The following is a 20,587-nucleotide window of genomic DNA, read 5'->3' as shown; positions in this document are numbered from 1 at the left end:
TCGAATGGGATTAGCTATTTTGGTAGGAGAATTCTCCTCCACTAAGTTTTAATACATGCCCATTTATCAAAATTCGGTTCTAAAGAAGTATCTCAAGACTTTGGATGCCGATACAATTGGCAACGCCTACGAGCGATATACCCGCCATTTTCACAATGCTTCCATTCAGGAAAACATTCGAAACGCAAAAGAGGAACAATACCAGGGAGAATTCTTAATTGACCTTTTTGTAAATATCCTCGGGTACACCAAAAATCCGCACCCGGATTTCAATCTGACCACGGAACTAAAAAATGTCAAGGATGCAAAAAAGGCGGATGGAGCCATCCTGAAAGGCGAAACCGCCCTGGCCGTCATCGAATTAAAAGGGACGGACACTACCGACCTGGGCAAGGTCGAAGCCCAAGCCTTTGGGTATAAGAACAATCAACCGGGCTGCAAATATGTAATCACCAGTAATTTTGAGAAGCTTCGGTTTTATATAGACAATGCCGTCGATTTTGAAGAGTTCCATCTTTTTCAACTCCCCAGGGAGCGATTTGAAATTCTATGGCTTTGCCTATCATCAGAATGCCTGTTAAAGGATCTTCCTAAAAAAATCAAAGAGGAGTCCCTAACCCAGGAAGAGAAGATTACCAAAACGCTCTACAAAGACTATTCAGCATTTCGCACGGCCGTCTTTCAAAATATCTCCGAGGCAAACCCGCAATACGATAAGTTGCTCCTTTTCAAGAAAACCCAAAAGCTGCTGGATCGTTTCCTGTTCATTTTCTTTGCCGAGGATCGGCTACTCTTACCCCCGAATTCCATCCGCACCATATTGCAGCAATGGACGGATCTGAAAGACAAGTACGACGAATACTTCCCGCTATATGAGCGATTTCAGAAATATTTCGGCTATCTAAATTCCGGGTACAAAGGAAAAAAACATGACATTTTTGCCTATAACGGCGGACTGTTTGAGGAAGATGAAATCCTGGACAGCATTACCATAGATGACAACCTGCTTTATGAGCATACCCGGAACCTTAGCAATTACGACTTTGAAAGCGAAGTCAGCGTAAATATCCTGGGGCATATTTTTGAACATTCCCTTACGGAAATCGAGAACATTCAAGCCGAAATTGAAGGGGCCGAAATTGATAAGAGCAAAACCAAACGAAAAAAGGACGGGGTTTTCTATACCCCGAAATACATTACCAAATACATTGTCGAAAACACAGTCGGCAAGCTCTGTGAAGAAAAGAAAGCAGAATTAGACATTACAGATGAAGCCTATCAGCCGGCCAAACAGCGAAGCCGCAAACGACTTCAAAAGCTCCAAGATTACAGGGACTGGCTCCTACAACTAACTATCTGCGATCCTGCTTGCGGATCCGGGGCTTTCCTGAACCAGGCGTTGGAATTCTTAATTGCCGAGCACCGCTACATTGACGAACTATCAGCCAAGTACAATAAGGATGCGCTTATCCTGAGCGACGTCGAAAACACCATTCTGGAAAACAACCTTTTTGGAGTGGATATCAATGAGGAAAGCGTCGAAATCGCGAAGTTGTCTTTGTGGCTGCGCACCGCGCAAAAGGGTAGAAAATTAACCTCGCTGAGCGATAACATAAAATGCGGAAATAGCCTGATTGATGATCCAAAGGTGGCTGGAGATAAGGCTTTTAATTGGCAAGAGGAATTTCCTGAGGTATTTGAGAAAGGCGGGTTTGATGTGGTGATTGGGAATCCGCCATATGGAGCCAAATTAAATACTTCCGCGATCAACTATTTCAGGGAAGTATATAAGACCGTGATTGGACACTCAGAGGCTTACTACCTCTTTATTGATATTACCATAAATAAACTGTTGCAACCTGATGCTCTTCTAGGCTTTATAATTCCTAACGCGTGGTTATCCAACAAATATGCCAAGGAACTAAGAAGACTTGTTTTATTTGAAACTAGAATGCTATCGCTTATAAATTTCAATCGTCAAATTATATTCGAGGATGCTAGTGTTGAAACTTCAATTGTTATTACAAAAAAAGTAAATCCCAAACCGGATGACCGGGTAAGGGTTGGGCAAAATACCAATGAATTATATCCATACTTACAATTAGAATGGTCAAGAAATAGTAATTACTTACTATCATTTTCTCCAGATCTAAGAATACACGAAATAGTATCAAAATTAAATTCTTCCGAAAAAAAGCTTGTCGAGTGTCTAGATATTTCAAATGGGTTTAAACCTTATCAAGCCGGCTATGGTCAAAACCTACAAGGAAAACCCTTAACCTCTGAAGATGTTAAAGGGAGAATTTATCATTCTGAAATACCACTTGACGACTCATATGTAAAGGAAATAAAAGGTAAAGGTGTTCATAGATATTCATTAAACTGGACTCCTTCATACGTGAAATGGGGTAAATGGTTAATGTCACCTAAATCCGAACACTACTACAAACAACATAAAATCTTATTGAGACAAATAACAGGAGAATACTTTTTTGCCGTCCTTGATATGGAGCAATATTTCGCTGATCAGTCCCTTTACGTCTGCACATATTATAACTCAAAACCTAAGACAAATCTTTGGTTTTATTTGGCACTATTGAATAGTCGCCTTTATGGTTTTTATTTTAGAAAGTACTATTCAGAAGAGGATGATCTCTTTCCAAAAATTAAAGTGAATGAATTAAAAGAATTACCGGTAAAACATTGTTCTAATCTCTTACAAATAAGTCTTGGCAGTAAAGCCAAATTGATGCAAGAACAAAATGAAAAAATGGATTTAATCAATCAATCATTTTGTAGACACTTACAAGAAAAATTCAATTTCGAGAAGTTAAGCAAAAGGCTGAAAAATTGGTCAAAACAAAATTTTGCAGAATTTTTAAAAGAACTCAAAAAGCAAAAAATTAAACTAACCCTCAGTGAAGAGGGGGAATGGCTCTTTTATTTTAATGAACAAAAAGATAAAGTACAGGTATTACAGAACCAGATAGATCAGACCGATCGGGAAATCGATCAGATGGTGTATGAACTTTACGGACTTACAAAAGAAGAAATCCAAATCGTGGAAAACAGTTGATTTTTCAAAATGGACATTCTGAGATAAATTGGGTCACCTCAGCCAAAAATCAGCTCTAAAAATGTTAAAATACCTATTCGGAGAATGTTAAAGTTTTACCCCCTCAATTTGGCATATTTTGCCGGGATTTAGGGCTATACTCCTAGTCTCCCCGGCTCCACAATCACTCCCAAACCCCGCCGGGAAACCGGCGGGGTTTTTTGTTTCCAATCCGCGAGTCCAAGCTTGCTTGAGCGAGCGGGAGGGAAACAAAAAACCGCCATGCCAAAGGCATGGCAGGGTTTGGATTTGCAGGATTGGAGCCCGGGAGATCACCGAGCGGGAGCGAGGTAATCTCCTGACACGGCGAAGCCGAAAGCCCGGGAGATCACCGAGCGGGAGCGAGGTAATCTCCGAATTAGAAGGGGATGGTAAGCCGGGTTTTCAACATGTTATTCTGCTCGTTGCTCTCATCGACATCGTCGTTGAAATCCGGGTCCAGGCTGATGTCCAAAAAGGCCGGTATGGGGTCACAACTTATCTTGATCCGCGCCCCATATGTACGCGAAGCATTTGGCCCCAGGTAGCCCCCCTGGACCAGGTCGTTTCCGGAGCTTAAAACGAGGCCAGCCGGGCATTTGTAGGTAAAGCCGCAGTCAAAACCCCGGGCTTCAGTTTCCCCGTGGTTGGTAATCACCACACTCACATAATGCATTTTGTTTCCGCCTGCTTCGACCACCTTTTCAATCTTCAGATTGGAAACCCTCAGATCTGCCTTGGAAACGGGGGGCGGAGTTACGGGCTCCTCAGGCTCAACAGGACTGATCGTTGAGGTGCTCTGATCGGAATCGCCGCCATCAATTTCCCCCTTGGGTTCATCCTTACATGAAAGGACGGTAAACGTCAGCAGGGACAGGAAACAGATGCGCAATGCAAGCTTCCGCATGCCCTGGCCCTTAGATGAATGAAAATAAATCATCACAGAATAGATTATTGGTTCACCATAAATTCTCCGGCCGCATGGCGGATAAAGCCCTCCAGGAAACTCAACTGCTCATTCGAGATATCCGCACTCCCGGTATCAAAGAAGACCCTATGGGTTAAATTGTCTTCTACCTGATATGAAAAAGGTATGGCCTCCTCCCCGGGGATTTCGTGTTCCGGAATACATCTGGGGCCCGGGATCCCCCCTGTAATGTTCCACTGGCCAATATTGGTCCCGATGTCGGCTCCAATGGAACCCAGGTTGAATCCACCCACGGAAATGGAATTGGCCCCGTAAATCGGAAAGGAAATATAAGCCAGGGAATATCCTATCAGGAATCCCCCACCCGCCGTTGTTAGACGCGCCAGTGTGCCGTCAAAATGCTGGAATGTAATCCGCTGATCGGTCCTGAAATTCGTCCAGTCTCCCCAGCCGGGGTCTGCCCCGGGACTTTGCAACCCAAAACCGGCCCCGCCACCTACAAAGGATCCCTGGACAATCTGGCCCGTTTTGCGATTTTTCAACTGTCCGATGGCAAAAGCGCCCCCGGCTCCCGCATGCCCGGCACCCCCGCTCATAGCCAGTTTAATGGCCCAGCGGTCTGTCGCCTGATCTTCGCACTCCTCGGGTATCGTAATTAGTACGCTCATCCCTGTCTCCCCCTCCATCTGATGCGTAAGGATCAAATTGATGTCCACACGCCTTAAGGACGGGTCATTGGCATCCGGGTCCCCGTCTACTTCCAGGATCGTCTGCATATCCCCGACTCCTTCCGACGCAATGGCGATTGCATCAAAGTCCTTCTCCCGCGTACACTCCATCGCGAAGTGAATATCGAGGCCATTGGCCTGGAGTTCCCGCCTGAAAATCTCCTGTACAAAGCGCTCAACTTCCTCTGCGCGTTTCACGGATAGTTGCCGATTGAGAATCTTTTTGTCCTTTCTGCCCGGATGCTTCCATTTGGGGCTGGCATGCCCCGTAATACTTCCTTCAATAAATAGCGTTCCCATGATATCCTTATTTAAGTTAATTGTCCGTTGTCACTGCCGGACGCGCCCAGGAGTATTTCCAATTGGTTTTCAAACTGGGCGGTCGCGGTATTATGCCTGTCGGGTGTCGTGCAGCAGGCGGCTCAGCATCTGCATTACGCGTTCGCGCACCAATTCCCCATACCTCCGGGACCCTCCCACGCGGTAGCCGACATAAAAAATGGATCCGGAACCGCTGGATGCCGTTTGGGTTGCCCGTAGTCGGGCCGCGTCGGTTGGAATCTGGAGAAAATCGTTCTTGGCATGCTGAAAACAGTAGACCGCAAGGCAGGCAAACTCATTGTTTGTCTCCATAAACAACCGGTCCCAATCCGAATTTTTTGTCTGGGAGGCAATATCTCTGATAGAAAGGCCGGAACTCCGCTTCCCCCTCCACGCATTGCGGTATTCCAGGATAATTCGGTTACTGCCCTCATACTGCAGGGTAGCATCAATAAGCCGCATATAGGCACCGCTCCAGGTAGTTTGAACCAATCCCCGTCCGCTGAATTTATAGAAATCGGCCTGGGTGATGATACCTCCCTGATCGGGGTCGGTGGGGAAGCCGTTGGGGTATACGTGCCCGTCCCATACCCTGTCGGTGGTCCTGGCAACCCGTTCATAAAGCGCCTCGTCCCGGTGTGCCTCCAGAAATGCCGGGTCGTTGAAAAGCTCGTAGGCGGTTTTGTTATTTCTGTGGGTGGCGCTTCTGCCAAAATCGTTATAAGACCTTTTGGATCTTTGGGGCCGGGTCCGGGATGCGGGAATGATCGTACCGAACATATATCGGAGACTCCCCCGTTCGCGAATGGGCGTAAATGTCTGCCCCACTTCGTTGATCATGATACTCACCAGCCCGAGGAACTGAAACAGGTTGATGGAATATTCTTCCGAACGACCCCGGTAGATGAGCGGGATCCTGTCCCACACCATGCTGAACCGGCTGCGATTCTCTGCAGAAATACGGCCAAAACGACGGTGCTGCCAGGGGCCGCGGCCGCCTATGTGGGTGCCAAACCAGGACATAAAATCCGGCTGGTCGCTGTTATCTGCAAAAAATTGATCAATGTCCCGGGCGTTGCGAAACCGGATTTGGCCAAATGCCGTTGCGGACCGATCGAACACATCACCGCGAGGCTGAGGCTGGCTGGTTCCCTCTTCCCGCCTGGGGCCTTCGCCGTAAACCTCTTCTTCGGTAAATACCATATCCGCTTCCGGCTGGGAACTGTTGCCATACACTTCTTCTTCGGTGAATACCATATCCGCATCAGGAAGCCCATCCCCTCCGCCTTTTGCCGCATACCCGTTGCCCCCCGGTTGTTTGCTGACCGGATCATCGTATCCGTCGTAAGGGGGATCCTGAATGGGCTCGTTGTCCGAATACGGATCGTCCGAATAATAGCCGGTGGACGGATTGTCCTCAACTTCCCGGTTATAAGGGTCGCCTTTGGAGACCGGCGAACTGACATAATCATCACCTGGCGAATACCCGCCCGCTCCCTTACCGGAAGCGTAGGTATCCTGTGGGGAATCCGTGTATGTGTCGCGGCCCTGCCCCTTTCCGTAATTGCCCGAATCACTTCCGCCGTCCTGGTATCCGGTATCCTGGTACCCCTTGTCATTGTACCCGCGATCATCGTAACCCCGATCGTCGTAACCCCGATCGTCATACCCCGGGTCATTGTACCCGCGAGCCTCATATCCGCCGTCTACATAACCGCGATCTTTTGGGTTGTTTCCATATCCCGCCCTGCTATCGGATTTTGACGAGCGGGTTGAGCCGGATCTTCCTCCTTTGGCTTGCGCCCCAGGCTTTCCTGTTGATTTTGCCATGATTTTGTCTTTTATGCGTTATATATAATCTGCACCCTTGATTGGGTTGGGAAATGCTTCTATCTCCTTGGATATCACTCCAATAAGCTGAAATGCCTCTTTTGATGAATCCTGCCGGGGATCGGGTTCGAGCCGGACGGTTAATTCAAAGGGTTGCGGCGGATTCGTTTTTACGGGCTGGAAGGCTACGTTCCGTTGAAGGTACCCCACCGCCCGGATATCGATCTCATATTTCCGACCCCGTATCAAGTCAATCTCCAGCACATGTGAATCCGGATGTTTGAAGGTCTCCGGGACCGCAGACCTGCTTCCGGCCGGCCGAATTTCCGCGTCGACAGATTGGGTGGAAACCTTTTCCCGATTCGTACTATCCACAAATAAGAACCTGCAGCGTACGCGGTCCTGAACCGCAGGCTTGATGATGGCGGGTTGCACCGTCATCATCACGGGCTGAAAAGATGCCATTACAGGGGTAGGCGCTTTAATTTTTGGCCGGCCCCGCATCGCAATGCTTTGAAGTCGTGGCGCTACTTTTAAAAATTGCTTTTGTTTTTTAGCGATAAGTGCTTTTCGCTGAGGGGCCTCGGGTTGCCTGCCCAATTTGGACCCGACATTGAAAAGGGCTTTGCGATTGAGCTGGAGGGATTTGTTTACCGAATTGAGCTGCAGGCGATTACCCGAACTGAACTGCGCTGTATTCAGGATAAACGGGCCCAAACTCTGCAGAACATTTTTCTTCAGAATCCGATCGTTCACCTTGGAATTTTCGGGTAGTTTCACATCTACTTTCCGAATAAAAATGAGCTTATTGGTATATCTGGGGATGTGAATTTCCGACCGATCCAGAACATTGATATTCCAAAATGGCGACCGCAGGATGGCGTCGTCGAACCAGGGGCGCGTAACCTGCACAAAGATCAATTCAAAGCTGATCGATTCCACCTCCAGGTCTGCTGCATCGGCCGATCCCATGATACTCGTGTACGAATCCGGATCCAGGTCCTTGAGGATACGGCGGATTTCAACATGATCCAACCGGATGCGTCGCCACTCCAGGTTTTCACCCGAATAGAGGTTGTTGGGCATGCAACTGGTCAGTAAAAAACTGGAGCCGCTCCCGGCGTGGGAACGAATAGCTGTCTCGAGTTGTCCCTTGACTTCCACAAAACGCCGCATAAACCGGTTGAACTCGTCCTTAATTATTTCGATTATTTCAGCCTCTGCTTCCGCCTTTTTTCCTTCTGAGGACCATTTTTCCCGGAGTTCCGTGAGGTTGTCCCGCTTCATTTTTATCTCCAGTTCCACGGCCGAACGGTTGGATTCGGACAGGTTCTCCTGCAATTGCTTTATTTCGGATTCCAGTTTGGCTTGAAGCTCCAGGAATGGCCGGTATGCGGATTGCAGTTCTTCATCCAGCGTTTTGAGCGCACGGAAAAAGATGGGGTGATCATACAAGATCTCCGGTTTCAGTGAGTCCGGGTCCAGCAATTTTAAATCTGCAAGGATATTCCTGTAGGGTATATACAAGTAATCCTGATCATCGGAGACTGCCCAGAAGTGCTCCTCCCGGGGGATCGTATTGGCTATTTGGGAGAATTCCAGCAGTTCGTCCAGGTATTTCCGCGCATTCTCAGAGGCCGTCTCTGAATTGAGAAACAGAAAGTCGTCATAGGTAAATCCCGTGGAGAAGGGAGAGAAAATCAATTTGTAATTCTCCCCCTCCACTTCTGCCTGGTGATGATCGAAAAAATCTTCCTTGATCTTCTCGAAAATGGTCGCTAGCTGGGACATTCCTCTGGTTTTATTCGGTTATACCCACTCGGATACATCGGGTTTGGGGTCCGGGCTTTTCCCCAGGACATGGCATTTAAAGCCAATCAACTGCATGCCGTTGATCCGAATCCCCTGATTCTCGCTATGGGAAGTCATGTCCCGCTCCTGGTTATGGGTCTCATATTTGCCCCCGGCATGAAAAGGCCCCCAGGAAACAAAGCCGCCCCCGCTGGCATTCTCCATTTCGGTCTGCACCTCGGAGTTCCTTTCGCCGAAATGCAGATTGAGATCCCGGACGAACACGGCGGTAGTCGTAAAGGCCGGTATCATGCCATTGGGAGGCGAATTCCCGTCTGAGACCATGTTATCCTTAAACTCCCCGTTGTTCTGGTCAAACCTCCAGTACTTACTGGACAGGTAATTCACGTTGAACCACGGTCTGCTAATCGGCACCTGGCAAATTTTGAATTTCAACCGAAAGGTGGATACATCTATTTTGCGGCTGGATTTTTGCTTTTCATAGCTGCCGCCGCCACCGATGTTAAAAAAGCCCAGCGACAGGCCTCCGCCGCCACTGCCTTTCTTGGAGTTGAATTTGTAGTTCGAGGCAAAATCCGTCTGTCCGAAAGTAAACTCGGTCCACCCGTTGTCTGTCTCGGCAAACCCCCCGGGGAGTAGCGAGGTATAGAAAAAATCAGAACCTGAAGAGGGGCCGGTAAGCCTGGCTTTGTCCATATCGTCTATATATTGCTGCTTCAGGGTAAGCATGCTTCGGCCTTCCACCTGGGCGATAAATGCCGCTATCTGGTCGTACTCTTCTTTAAAGCCATTGGTTATCCAATCGTTCTTGGCAGCTGTCACCTTGTTCCTCAGTATATTGGCATTCATTGCCCAGAAGTGGACGGCTGCCGGGTCCTTACCCGCCAGGGCATTTACCCGGTGGTTGTTGTATTCGAGTGCAACATTCAGGAAGTTCTGCAACTTTTCATTGTATTTTTTGACAAGGGCGGTTTCTTCTAAAACCTCTTCCTCCTCTTCGGTCACAATGTTCTTTTTCACTTTCTTTTCCTGCAGAAGCCCTCTGAGGCGCTTGATCTTTGCCTTCGTTTTCTCATCCGGCTCAAAATTGGCAACCTGGCTGAATTTTAAGATGTGTTGATAGGCAAGACTCAGACTGTTCTCCTGCTCCCATTTGTTCATTGTCACGTCCCCGCGGACCCCGCTGGTATCAGGCACCATATCGCACAGCCTGGCCAGGTTTTCGGCCTGCATATACTTTCGGGTTACATCCTGTGCCAACAGTTGGTTGATCTCTTCTGCCGTTTTCTGACGGGGTGCGGGCGCACCCCCTGCTTCCCCTGCGGCTACTGCCACCGGCTCGGGTTCCCGGTAGACCCCGGAGAAACCTGTCGATAAAAATTCCAGTTCATCCTTTGGATAAGGCATACCGACCGGTAACCAGGCCAGGTAGTTGTCGTCCGATTGAGGTACTACATCGTCCCCGTTGGTAAGGACATCGTAAAGTTTACCCAATACGGAATTCATTAATTCTTCCGGTAATACTTCTTTTGCCATGATTTTATGTATTTGTCGTTTTTAGTATTAATTCAATCGTGCGGAAAGTATCTCAACCATGTAATCCCGGGTTTTTCTGTCGAATTGACCGGTTATTCCCAGCGATTCATTGGTCGCCTGAAAATCCTTCAGGCACTGTTCGGTCTTTGGTCCGAAAATCCCGTCTGATGTTCCGCAATTAAAACCGAGTTGTTTGAGGGCATCCTGCAACCGCACCACATCCTGTCCTGTACTCCCCTTTTTCAGGGTTTTCCGGGAAAAACCGATGGGCCCCAAGATTCGCAATCTTCGATAGCCCAATACCTGGGATAAGGGTTTTGCTGTAACCGATACCTGGTTACCCTGATTTCCCCCCAGGCAATACACCCGGCTTCCATCATTGGAGAAACCCTGGAAAAATCCCACATGACCCTTCCATGAATCCCGGCTTTCCCTCCAAAAAACTACCACATCGCCTGGTTCCGGGTTCTCCACGGGAATGCCGACATTGAGCCAGGATCTGGCTGCCAGTGAATTGGAGCGTTCGAGACCGGATTTCATTGCCACCCAGTTCACGAACAGACTGCACCATGCGCTATCGTCGGATTGATAATTATTAAAACCCGTTTCCCTGGCGTACCGAAGGATTTGCGGGTTGGACTTTGGTCCGGCTACTTCTCGTACGCCTATTTGGGCTGATGCGATTTCAACTGCACTCGCCATACCTTGTAGATTTGACTGGACCGTACCTGCGATACCGTCCCGGTTAATTGAAATTTTCTAAAAAATGAGTAGTTGGGGGAAGCCCGAGAATCCGAAAAAGAGGGATTTAAGAATCTCAGGAACAATCAATATCTCGCCTGATAACTTGCGATTACACGACTATAATCGGGATAGCCAATTACAGTTATTACCTACTTTTTATGCAGGTATTTTTATATTACTTCTGTAAGTATAGTTCTAAATGTATTTTATTTTCCCGAGTGGCTTCTTTAAATATGTATAGTTGGTGAACTTCTGAGTGTAATTTGTAATAATCCGTTGTTATTGATCTTCAATAACTTATAATCCCATATACCGGTCTCCTGCAAAATCCCCAGGAAATCCGCGAGAATCCTGCTGGGAATTGGCTGGTAACTTCGCCTGAAATAATCCCGACAACTGAACCCTCCCCTCCCCGTATCCGTAAGTGTGGATAGAAACCACAAAAAAATGTATATGAAACGTTCTAATTTATTTACCGCTTTACTACTTGCCCTCGTTCTGGGTTACAGCACAAATTCCCAGGCCCAGGATACCATGACGGGAGACCACAAGAAAATGGAAAAAGGCACCAAAATGGTTGGGGGCGCAGCCATGTACCCTTCAAAGGACATCGTGTCGAATGCAGTGAATTCCAAGGACCACACCACCCTGGTCGCAGCCGTAAAGGCAGCGGATCTGGTTGGTACGCTGCAGGGCGACGGCCCGTTTACGGTTTTTGCACCGACCAATGCCGCTTTTGACAAGTTGCCCGCCGGCACCGTTCAAACCCTGTTGAAGCCGGAGAATAAATCGAAGTTACAAGGCGTGCTCACCTACCATGTGCTCTCCGGAAAATTCGGGGCCAAGGACATTGTAAAAGCGATTAAAAAAGGGATGGGTACCGCTGAATTTACCACCGTCAACGGTTCCAAACTGATGGCCATGCTAAACGGTGACCAGGTGCAACTCAAAGATGCCTCCGGCAATATTTCAACGGTAACCATTGCCGATGTAAACCAATCCAACGGCGTCATCCACGTGGTGGACACCGTGGTACTGCCGGGCATGTAACCGACAGGGCCTCAACAACCCCACTTCTATTTTAAAAGCGATCTTCTACGAGGTCGCTTTTTTTGCTCAGGAAAGTATCCGTAATTTAGACTCCCGCCCGTTACCCGCTATGATCCTGTTGCCCGCTATGAAAAAGACTGTCGTTGCCATCCTGTTGCCACTTGCCCTGTTCGTGTTTCCGGGGTGTTCCACAGACGCCCCCAGCTCGGAAAGCCCGGTCCCTGTAGTTGCATTTACCGCCTTTGCCAACACCAGTGAGGAAATCGTCCAGCTGGATATGCGCACGGATGAGGATCAGCCGGTTTTGGTGAGCGTCAGCGGGGAGTTCAACCTGCAGTTCCTGCAGGATGCCCGGAACCAGATCGACACGGCCTCCATTGCCTACTACACTTGGGACAACCGGCAATCCCGGGTCTATTACAAAGACCTGGAAACCGGGGATGTATTCGCCGAATCGGATATTTGCGGGTTTTCCGGAGAAACCGGAAACGATCAATCCATTAGGACCGTCTGGGGGAACCGGGATTATGTGGTGGCGGCGTATTCCCGGTTTCCTGCAGGCTCCCCGGAGGAGGCGCGATTGCGGATATTTAACCGCAATACGGCGGAATGCCGGGACCTGCGCCTCACGCAGACGGCAATCAGCGGCCAAATCAACATGTTGTTCCGGGAGGGGATGCTGATTGCCTATTATACCAATGCGGATACGGATCTGCCCGTGCTTACGCTGATCGACCTGGAGGACGGGGCCGTGGTGACCAATCTGGACCTCACAGGAAACTTTTTGGCGGCTACCCTGCGCGGGGAAGAACTCTTGCTGTTTGGGCGGGATGAAACCTATGAGGTATTCCTCACGGGATCGCAGACATTTACGTCGGGGGGTAACACCCCCAACATCCCGCTTTTAAGCCCGGGGCTCTTCCAAACCCGATTTTCCGGAGAAGTCCTGCTGCTGTCCCTGATCTATCAACAACCCAGCCTGTTCTTTTCGCAACCCGCCCTGTACGATCTGGGAGGCGGCAATTTCTCCTCGGGGGGTACGCCCTTCCTCCCTGTCCTGCAGGAACGCATCGAATTGGAGACCGGCAACCGGGTCCTCTTCGGGAATTTCGACGCAGACCCGTCAACCGGATTGGTAGTCATCACCTATGTCATCGGCGACGGCAGCCCGGAAGGCGGGGTCGTCCTCACGGATTTTACCGGGAAACCCCTTCAAATCATCCCCCTGCCCATCGTTCCAGAGCGGCTCGTAATCCGCGAAATCATCCAGCGGGGCCGGTAGCTTTTTTTTGATAAAACAACTTCCCCTTGGTAAGCCAGGAAAAGCCAAAAGCCCAAAGGGCTGCGGATTCCAGCCAGAATACCGGGTTATAGGCCTCGAGCTGCGGGTAAATTTCTTCCAGCCAGAAGAAATACAGGGCGAGTAACCCCAGGCATCCCAGCATGATATAGCCGCAGATCCGGTAGATCCTGTTCCGGGCTTTCTTTGGACGGGGTTGGTGGGACGGGGAACGGCTGCTCCTGGTGAACAGGAAGAGGGAGATATAAGACAGGGTCAGGAAGAAAACCAGGGCACTTATAAAGTGGATGTTCTTAACCAGGACATTCTCAATGGGCCGGACATCGTTGCAGGGGGTTACCGGCGTTCCTGTAAAAATGGTAGGGAAAAAAGCCACCAACAGGGCCGAAACAGCAGCCAGCCTGGTAGCCCGGAAATCCCGTACGTCGTACCCCTTGTAGGCAAAGAGGAAAAAAGAGATTGCGCAAATGGTCCCCACCAGCCCATCGCGCATCTGGGTGTGGTAGTAATCGCTGATGGAGTGCTGAATTTCTGCACAATCACCTACCAGTACGGAGCCCACCACCAAAAATACGGGCATCCCCACGGCGACATAGCCAATGGTCTTCCTCAGCGTGAGGTAGGACACAATCATTTCGTCATTCATCTTTTTCATTTCTAACCGCGTTTGATGCCCCGGTGGTCAGGCAATCGGTTGTGCGTACCGGTAGGCATCGTTAAAGTACTTCTTCAGGAAATGCCGGACGTTTCCATAAAAAATCCGGTCAACGACTTCCTCCGGGGATTGCCCGTTCATCAGCCGCGCGATTTCTGCTGCCGGCATGGGAACCTCCCCGGGAAGCGAAAGGATCCGGAATTCCCTCATATAGGGACGCTCCTGGGTTTTGAGCGCCTCGATCAACTTCTCCCGGAATGCCGGAAAATCGGCAGCTGTCCGGTAGGTGTCAAACGGGTCGACAATCCCGTCGTTATCCGAGCCCAGGGCCACGGTTTTCCAGGGGTCTGCAGAGCCGGCAACCCGTCCCCCGGAAGCCAGGTACACCTCCCCAACCCGGACAATATGAAATACATTGGTGAGGAAGAGTTGCGCATACAGTCGTTTCGCTTTTTCGCGATAAGCCCTTACAGCTTTTAATTTTCTTTTGAATTTGCGGCCGGGCATCCGGCCGTCGTGCATGCAAATACCGATCAGGCCATCCGATTTCAGGATTTCCCGGATATCTTCGTCGGTCAGGTTGATGGAAAACCGGCTGATATAGGACCGGCGTTCTATCCGGGGGTCGTTGTCATTGCCCGCTGCTGTTGCCAGATCCGCCAGGCCGTTCACAGCAGTATGACTCGCAATTACCGGGACGTTGTCCCCCCGGTTCCGCATATTGCCGACCCTCCGGTAGTATTCCCCCCGTGCCTTGAGCGACAGGTGTTTTGTATCGATCAATATCCTGCCGGCATCTTCCCGCCGCTCCAGCAGCCTCCCCACCATTTCCTCCCCCAGGGCCGAAAACCCGAGGCCCAACCCGGGCTGTTGGTTGAATACCCGGCTGAGCAAGCCCCCAAAACTCCGGGCATGGCCAGCCAGGAAATTGTTCATGTGGTGGGAAAAGGTGACGAAAAACGGTGCGATCCCATCCGGGTCGGAGCCTGTCCCGCGACCGGCCATTTTTATAGTATCCAGGTTCCTGAAGAGTGACGTTCGGATGGCCTCCTGTTCCTCCGGCATCAAATCTTCAAACGGGGTAGCCCCCCGAAGGGCCTTTTTGGGATACCTGCCGATACCGTGCAGGCCTTCGAGCGAAAGGATGCCGCAAATGACCGGCCGGCCTTCCAGGGCTTCCAATTCGGCAAAAGACCGGACCAACCGGAATTCCGGGATGGAACCAACGGCAGCGTCCCCCGGGCGCGGGCCCTGGGAGTCCTTCAGGTAGTTGTATTCGCGCTGGTAATCCCGAAAATAATCGATCCACACCTCCTGCCCGTGAACCTGGCCGAGGAACCAACTGGTCCATTTTTCGGAAATTCCGGTTATCAACCGGATCAGTTTGAGGTCCACGCTTTTCCGGTACCGGCGTCCCAACAGAAGTTGCAGGCCGGTACGAACCAGCAGGGATGCCCTCTTGAAAGGTCGGTCCGGGCGCAGGAATTCCCGTTCAAACGGATACAGGCTGCAAACCACCAGTCGGTTCCGACCCTCGAAACACGCGTCCAGATTGGATTGGGTAACCCGGGCAAGTTTGTTGAGCGTCCCGGCCAAAACCAGTTTGCGGATACTGAATCGGGCAAATACCTGATGGGCCAGAGGGTTTTCAGCCCGGCGCCAGATGTCGGGAATCCTGTCGTTCAGATGCGGCTTCAGGCTCGGGTGGCAATGAAGATCTGCAATAGGCTTGTCCACGAGTCAATCGTTTTTCCTTCGAGGGGGACCTTTAAATATACTCGGTTTTTTACGGTTTACGTTGGAGATAAACCATTAAAAAACAAGGGTTTTAATCATGTGCCGCCTGGAGTGCGCGCCGGTAGGTGGCTACATACTCCGACATATGCCGGGATTTATACTGCACCACATACCTCGGGTGGTCCAGCGCTACGATGTGTGCAAATAAGCCGGCTTCCTGGTTGAGTGTTTCCAAAAACCGCGCGTTCTTTTTTCCGAGGGCAAAACAGACGGAGGCATCCCCTGCAATCCGGGCCTGGGTCTGCAGGTTCTCAATCATAAACGGACGTACCGCCTTGAAAAGCTCGGGGAAGTCGTAATAATTGCAGTTAACCCAATTCCCCTTCTGGTTTTTGCGGACAAACCCGAGCGGGCAGACCGAATTGATATAGTACTTGCTGTAAAACCTTTCCGGCCCGCCCATTGCATCGATAACCTCATAGATAAAGACCGAGGAGGGTTCGTGCGTCTTGAGGCTTCCGGTTTCAAGGCCGCACGGGTCCCCGAGCCGCTTGCTGTCGGTAAACGGGATCCCGGTGGCCCCCGCTCCCAACCGGCCCGGGTTGATCCCAAGAATCAGTTTTCGGGGTTGGTTATCCGAATAAAACTTCCTGTAAAAGGCCTCGGAAATGGCCTGAACCTCCGAATTGGATCGGAATGGGTTCAGGATGCGGATGTCCGGAGGCAGGCTGCCCGAAAAGGCAACTTCCCGGTTGAAATTAATAATCTTCGCGGCTCGGGTAGACATGGTGACGAATCGGGTTGAATGAATTCGTATTGTGAATCATTGGACAAATCCGCTCCATTTTAATCAACTTACAGGCAATTTCCAAACAGGTATTATTCCAAAATAGGAGCAGGGTGCAATATCCGGGCCTAAAGCAGGGTGCAATATCCGGGCCTAAAACCGGAACTCCGCTTCCAAAGCAATCAATCGGGGAAGCAGGTTCAGGGTGGAGGTAACCTCGCCGGTATCCGTTGGAAATACGGTCCGGTAGCTCCTGGTATTAAACAGGTTTCGCACCCCCAGCCTATAGGCCAATTGGCCGGCTCTTGGCCGGTAGCGGACATCCAGATCGGAAAACCAGGCAATCGCCGGCTTGCCGGATCCCCGAAATGCCTCTCTTCGCGATTTCAGGGTAAGGAACCAGTCGGGCCGCGGCCGAAACTCCAAATCGAGGAAATACTCGGAGCTTTGAGCGGTGTTTCGCCAATCCCCCCGGGTTGCCGACCAGTTCCAGCGACTTCCCGCATGCAGGTTGAACCCACGATCCCAGGCCGTACGCCACGCTGCTCCCCATCGGGTTGACAAACCCTCCAGGGAACGCAGTGCGAAGTTGATCCGGTCTTGAAAAATTCTTCGGGAAAGGTGGTATTCCGCCTTGAGGTTAGACTCCAGGCCCGGAACAAACCAATTGCCGGAAGCGCCCAATGAAACGGAAGTTGCTCGATCAAAACGCTGTTGGGAGTCTACTGTGAATTGCGGCCATACGACCCGGAAACTCCCCAGACACCTATCTTCCCGATTTACCGCAAGGGACGCCCGCAGCATGGTGGAATTCCCCCAATCCCCGAATTGGTAGTTGAATAAAAACCTGTGGCTGCGTCCGAGGAAAAACTCCCCCACACCCCGGCGGATGTTCCGGTAACCCATAAGGAAATAAGCGCCGGCGTGTTCTTGCAGACCCGACGGCTCAGCCCCCAGCGAGTAGGAAAAGCTCAGGGTATTCAGGTCATTCGGATTCCAGGTCAGTCGGATTTTTGGCAACAGGTTCAAATAGCTAGTATAGAAAGCATCCTCCCCGGAATAGCGGTTCCTCCCAAAAACCAGGGCACCCCCGGCAAGCAATTGCAACTGCTTCCCAAAAGACTGTTCAATCTCCCCCCTCATATAAGCTGTAAACAAACCATTCCCAAAACCTCCCATATGGAACCAATCGTAAGGTGGGAACACCAGGTTCTCTGCCCGATGGGTTACACCCACTGTCCCTTGAAGCATCCCGGAGGATGCCTTCCGGAAGCAAGTAGCTTCAACGCCCAAAAAACCCAGGTGGTTCCGGGATTTCTGCTCAATAAACCCGTCCACCCCGGGCAGGTTTGAAGATCCCGAACCGGAAATGTCGGGTATCCACTGGCGAAAAGGCATACGGTCTGTCACATAGCGGCCAGTTACTTGCAGGGCCGACCGGGCATCCAACCGGCGGGTCCAGGTCAGGCGGCTGTCCAGGCCCGAGCGAACTTCCCGGGCGGAACCACCCACCGCCCGGCCATTGAATTCCCCGGTTTGACGCTCCCCGAAAACACTGTACTTGAGAGTGTTGACCCATTCCAGACGCATCCCTGCAAGTTCGCGGACCAGGCCCGCCCGGGCCATCCCGGCACGCTCGAAACCCCTGTATGCCATCGTCTCTGAATTTCGAAAGTCCGCTCCCCCTGCCCGGTAATCTTCCGAAGTGGAAGCCCCGGCCCGGGTTTCATCCCCGCTGTAAACGAGCAGAAAGTGGAGTTTATTGGCCGCCCCTGCCTCAAAACGGGCGCTTCCCGCAAAGGTTTCCGCTTCATTGGCTTCGTACCGAAATTCCTGCAGGCTGCCCCATGGATTCGGGTTGCCGAGCCGGGTCCGCAGGGATGCCTTATCCCCGACAAATGTTTCACCGGTCAATTGTTCCGGGTATAGCAATTCATAAAGTTCCCCGGTTGCATCCCTGCCCGTGTTGTTCAGGTCGGCAATCGCAAACTGTTTTGAACGGGAGGCGATTTTAGCTGCATGCAGCATTTGGCCAAAACCGGCAGGCATCCCTTTTAAGGAAACCCACCTCCCGAAGACGGAAGCACCCACCGAATCCTTCAATTCCAGGTTCAGAGCAACCCCCTGAACCTGGCGTAACCCTGCAAGCAGCGGGTTGGAATCGTAATTCCGGATTACCTGCACCCGGTCGATGACCTCCGCATCCAGGTTGCGGGTAAGCAACTGGTACCCATTCCCGAAAAGGTCGTCCCCCCCGATCAATACCTTTTCAACCGGTCGGCCATTGACGCGAACCACCCCTTCCGCATCCACACTGATCCCCGGGAGCAGCTTCAGCAGGTCGGCTACGGCCGGTTCGTTGCCCCGTCGGAACTGCCGCACACTGATATCCACCGTATCCCCGTGAACGTGAACGGCGGGCGGCGGCGCCACATATACCGTATCGAGCTCCAGAGGGGCCGGAAAAAGCGTCGTATTCAATATACGCGGGGCCAGATGCGGATGCCCGGGGCAATGCAGCCGGACAGAACGGGTTCGATATCCCAGGGACCTGAAGGTCACCGAATACCTCCCAGCTCCGGGGCATTCCAGGCGGTAACCCCCCGAAGGCCCGGAATATGCGTAATCGATGATCAGGGAATCTGACGCCCCGGACAGGACAACGCTGACATGGGAAACGGGTATATTCAGGCTGTCGCGGACATGTCCCTGGATTTGCTGCTGTCCGGATACATGAAACGAAATGCAAAATATCGAAATGGCCACGCCAAACCGACCAATACCCCTCCTATCTGACATTCGATCTCGCGTTTCATTGAAATATTTCAAGGTGTTGTTGGTCGGTAAGTCGGAACTGAGCTCCCCGCGGCATACGCGCCTGGATTCTGCGCAACAACCGGTTGGAACGATCTTTTAAGAAGTTCCGGTAGGCCGCCAGGTCTATGGGTTCCAGATCCGAAAAATCTGTTTCGGGAAAGGAATCCCCGGGCGTCAAGCCATGCAGCCTGAAGGTAACCGCGTGGTTTTCATCAGACGCTGAAACCACCAATCCGGGCAAACCGTACAACTTCCAGGGTCCGAAATGGACCGGGATGTCCGGAGTAAACCAGACCCCGTATTTCCGGCCCCGGAAGAAACCTTCCGCATACAAGCACCGGTACGCACCGATTTCCCGTTGTTTCTCCGTAATCTTCCAATGGATGGCCGGCAGGGGTTCCTTCAGTATCCGGGTCGCTCCTTCCAATGAGGCAACGGTAGAGTACATCAAGGCCCCACGGGAGTCGGTGTAATTGTAGGTGCCAATCGTGTCCGGGGGCGCTACCTGCACCCTGAGTTCCCGGCTATCCCGGGATTCCAAGGGCATTTCCGGGGATCCCCAGTCAAAACGGGCCCGATCCCCCGAGATATAAAGGCGGGCCTGGAATTTCCGAAGTATCCCAAGGTCCAGCAGCACCTCGTAATCGGCCACCACATACTGACACTGGAGCCCGGCATGGCCGCCGAACGACAAGATGGCCCAGCAAAATAATAAGTGTTTACGCCAAGGTTGGGCGCCCGACGGCGCGCCCCCGGACCTGCCCCTCTTCCAAATCACTTAAGAGCTGCCAGCAATTGACTTTTCATACGCTTGATGGTTGCAGCCACCAGGTCACAGCTCACATCACTGACTGTCATGGAAGCTTCGGCGTAACTCGAATCTATCCCGACCCGTACTGTGACGGTAATGGATACCTTGCAGAGTTCACCCTCGGTAAATTGCTCTCTTAATTTTTCGATACCAAGCGGAAACTCCAGGGATTCAAAGGCGTCCACAGGGAGAAAATCTGTCCGGAATGTTTGTTGCATCCGGTCATTGCCAAAAACGACTTGCAACTGGGCCTTTTCAACTTCTCCCGGAAATTTAACTGGGGCCGGGTCTGCAGCAGATGGATAGGCCAGGGGCCCGCAAAAACCAAACAGGCAGATCATCGTCAGGGTAAACAACTTTTTCATGTGAATACGAATTAAATGGCTCCTACTCTTTTCCGGATTTTCGGAATCCTCCCGCCGGCTTCTTATTGCGAC

15 protein-coding genes are annotated in these 20,587 nt (G+C 51.1%); 3 read left to right on the top strand and 12 right to left on the bottom strand.

Translation table 11 applies throughout. From position 1 onward, the window contains the following. Positions 1–55: 55 nt before the first annotated feature. Entirely contained in the window at positions 56–3,076 is a 3,021-nt protein-coding gene (locus RB2501_RS06855; protein WP_015754038.1) for an Eco57I restriction-modification methylase domain-containing protein, read from the top strand. 397 nt (positions 3,077–3,473) lie between these two features. Here the strand turns inward: RB2501_RS06855 and RB2501_RS06850 are convergent, their stop codons facing one another. The 6 genes from RB2501_RS06850 to RB2501_RS06825 all read right to left on the bottom strand — a co-directional run bounded on the left by RB2501_RS06850 (position 3,474) and on the right by RB2501_RS06825 (position 10,951). Further along, entirely contained in the window at positions 3,474–4,001 is a 528-nt protein-coding gene (locus RB2501_RS06850; protein WP_015754037.1) for a hypothetical protein, read from the bottom strand. Positions 4,002–4,045: 44 nt separating this feature from the next. Continuing rightward, positions 4,046–5,050 (bottom strand): hypothetical protein, encoded by a 1,005-nt coding sequence (locus RB2501_RS06845; RefSeq protein ID WP_015754036.1) that lies wholly within the window; start codon positions 5,048–5,050, stop codon positions 4,046–4,048. A gap of 90 nt (positions 5,051–5,140) precedes the next feature. Further along, on the bottom strand, positions 5,141–6,901 hold the full coding sequence (locus RB2501_RS06840) for a hypothetical protein (protein ID WP_015754035.1): 1,761 nt from the start codon (positions 6,899–6,901) through the stop codon (positions 5,141–5,143). A gap of 18 nt (positions 6,902–6,919) precedes the next feature. Continuing rightward, on the bottom strand, positions 6,920–8,692 hold the full coding sequence (locus RB2501_RS06835; protein ID WP_015754034.1) for a hypothetical protein: 1,773 nt from the start codon (positions 8,690–8,692) through the stop codon (positions 6,920–6,922). Positions 8,693–8,710: 18 nt separating this feature from the next. Continuing rightward, positions 8,711–10,249, bottom strand: a complete 1,539-nt coding sequence (locus RB2501_RS06830; protein ID WP_015754033.1) for a hypothetical protein — start codon at positions 10,247–10,249, stop codon at positions 8,711–8,713. Positions 10,250–10,276: 27 nt separating this feature from the next. Continuing rightward, positions 10,277–10,951: a C40 family peptidase gene (locus tag RB2501_RS06825; RefSeq protein WP_049764838.1), complete on the bottom strand. Its 675-nt coding sequence runs from the start codon at positions 10,949–10,951 to the stop codon at positions 10,277–10,279. 495 nt (positions 10,952–11,446) lie between these two features. Between RB2501_RS06825 and RB2501_RS06820 the strand changes: the two genes are divergently transcribed. Both RB2501_RS06820 and RB2501_RS06815 read left to right on the top strand, forming a co-directional pair. After that, complete coding sequence (locus RB2501_RS06820) at positions 11,447–12,043, top strand: fasciclin domain-containing protein (RefSeq protein ID WP_015754031.1); 597 nt, start codon at positions 11,447–11,449, stop codon at positions 12,041–12,043. 127 nt (positions 12,044–12,170) lie between these two features. Continuing rightward, positions 12,171–13,325: a hypothetical protein gene (locus RB2501_RS06815; protein WP_148214306.1), complete on the top strand. Its 1,155-nt coding sequence runs from the start codon at positions 12,171–12,173 to the stop codon at positions 13,323–13,325. On the opposite strand, the gene RB2501_RS06810 is transcribed toward RB2501_RS06815, so the two are convergent. The 6 genes from RB2501_RS06810 to RB2501_RS06785 form a co-directional block, all read right to left on the bottom strand. Further along, positions 13,306–13,998, bottom strand: coding sequence for a hypothetical protein (locus RB2501_RS06810; RefSeq protein ID WP_015754029.1), 693 nt, complete (start codon positions 13,996–13,998; stop codon positions 13,306–13,308). The two genes, RB2501_RS06815 and RB2501_RS06810, sit on opposite strands and share 20 nt — an antisense overlap. A gap of 27 nt (positions 13,999–14,025) precedes the next feature. Then, positions 14,026–15,735 carry a hypothetical protein gene (locus tag RB2501_RS06805; protein ID WP_015754028.1) on the bottom strand — a complete coding sequence of 570 codons (1,710 nt, stop codon included), beginning with the start codon at positions 15,733–15,735 and terminating at the stop codon, positions 14,026–14,028. Between the two features lie 91 nt (positions 15,736–15,826). Next, entirely contained in the window at positions 15,827–16,522 is a 696-nt protein-coding gene (locus RB2501_RS06800; protein WP_015754027.1) for an SMUG2 DNA glycosylase family protein, read from the bottom strand. A gap of 153 nt (positions 16,523–16,675) precedes the next feature. After that, positions 16,676–19,321, bottom strand: coding sequence for a carboxypeptidase regulatory-like domain-containing protein (locus tag RB2501_RS06795; RefSeq protein ID WP_015754026.1), 2,646 nt, complete (start codon positions 19,319–19,321; stop codon positions 16,676–16,678). 13 nt (positions 19,322–19,334) lie between these two features. Next, positions 19,335–20,033, bottom strand: a complete 699-nt coding sequence (locus RB2501_RS06790; RefSeq protein ID WP_015754025.1) for a GLPGLI family protein — start codon at positions 20,031–20,033, stop codon at positions 19,335–19,337. A gap of 80 nt (positions 20,034–20,113) precedes the next feature. Beyond that, entirely contained in the window at positions 20,114–20,515 is a 402-nt protein-coding gene (locus tag RB2501_RS06785) for a hypothetical protein (RefSeq protein WP_015754024.1), read from the bottom strand. Positions 20,516–20,587: the final 72 nt, after the last annotated feature.

Source organism: Robiginitalea biformata HTCC2501, assembly GCF_000024125.1.
GTDB lineage: Bacteria > Bacteroidota > Bacteroidia > Flavobacteriales > Flavobacteriaceae > Robiginitalea > Robiginitalea biformata.
The sequence above is the reverse complement of the archived record's forward strand: the minus strand, read 5'-3'. Positions and strand labels throughout refer to the sequence as shown.

Bases quoted from the DNA above. Each gene is read 5' to 3' on its own strand.
- RB2501_RS06855 (WP_015754038.1), top strand. From the start codon at position 56: ATGCCCATTTATCAAAATTCGGTTCTAAAGAAGTATCTCAAGACTTTG.
- RB2501_RS06850 (WP_015754037.1), bottom strand. From the start codon at position 4,001: ATGCGGAAGCTTGCATTGCGCATCTGTTTCCTGTCCCTGCTGACGTTT.
- RB2501_RS06845 (WP_015754036.1), bottom strand. From the start codon at position 5,050: ATGGGAACGCTATTTATTGAAGGAAGTATTACGGGGCATGCCAGCCCC.
- RB2501_RS06840 (WP_015754035.1), bottom strand. From the start codon at position 6,901: ATGGCAAAATCAACAGGAAAGCCTGGGGCGCAAGCCAAAGGAGGAAGA.
- RB2501_RS06835 (WP_015754034.1), bottom strand. From the start codon at position 8,692: ATGTCCCAGCTAGCGACCATTTTCGAGAAGATCAAGGAAGATTTTTTC.
- RB2501_RS06830 (WP_015754033.1), bottom strand. From the start codon at position 10,249: ATGGCAAAAGAAGTATTACCGGAAGAATTAATGAATTCCGTATTGGGT.
- RB2501_RS06825 (WP_049764838.1), bottom strand. From the start codon at position 10,951: ATGGCGAGTGCAGTTGAAATCGCATCAGCCCAAATAGGCGTACGAGAA.
- RB2501_RS06820 (WP_015754031.1), top strand. From the start codon at position 11,447: ATGAAACGTTCTAATTTATTTACCGCTTTACTACTTGCCCTCGTTCTG.
- RB2501_RS06815 (WP_148214306.1), top strand. From the start codon at position 12,171: ATGAAAAAGACTGTCGTTGCCATCCTGTTGCCACTTGCCCTGTTCGTG.
- RB2501_RS06810 (WP_015754029.1), bottom strand. From the start codon at position 13,998: ATGAAAAAGATGAATGACGAAATGATTGTGTCCTACCTCACGCTGAGG.
- RB2501_RS06800 (WP_015754027.1), bottom strand. From the start codon at position 16,522: ATGTCTACCCGAGCCGCGAAGATTATTAATTTCAACCGGGAAGTTGCC.
- RB2501_RS06795 (WP_015754026.1), bottom strand. From the start codon at position 19,321: ATGTCAGATAGGAGGGGTATTGGTCGGTTTGGCGTGGCCATTTCGATA.
- RB2501_RS06785 (WP_015754024.1), bottom strand. From the start codon at position 20,515: ATGAAAAAGTTGTTTACCCTGACGATGATCTGCCTGTTTGGTTTTTGC.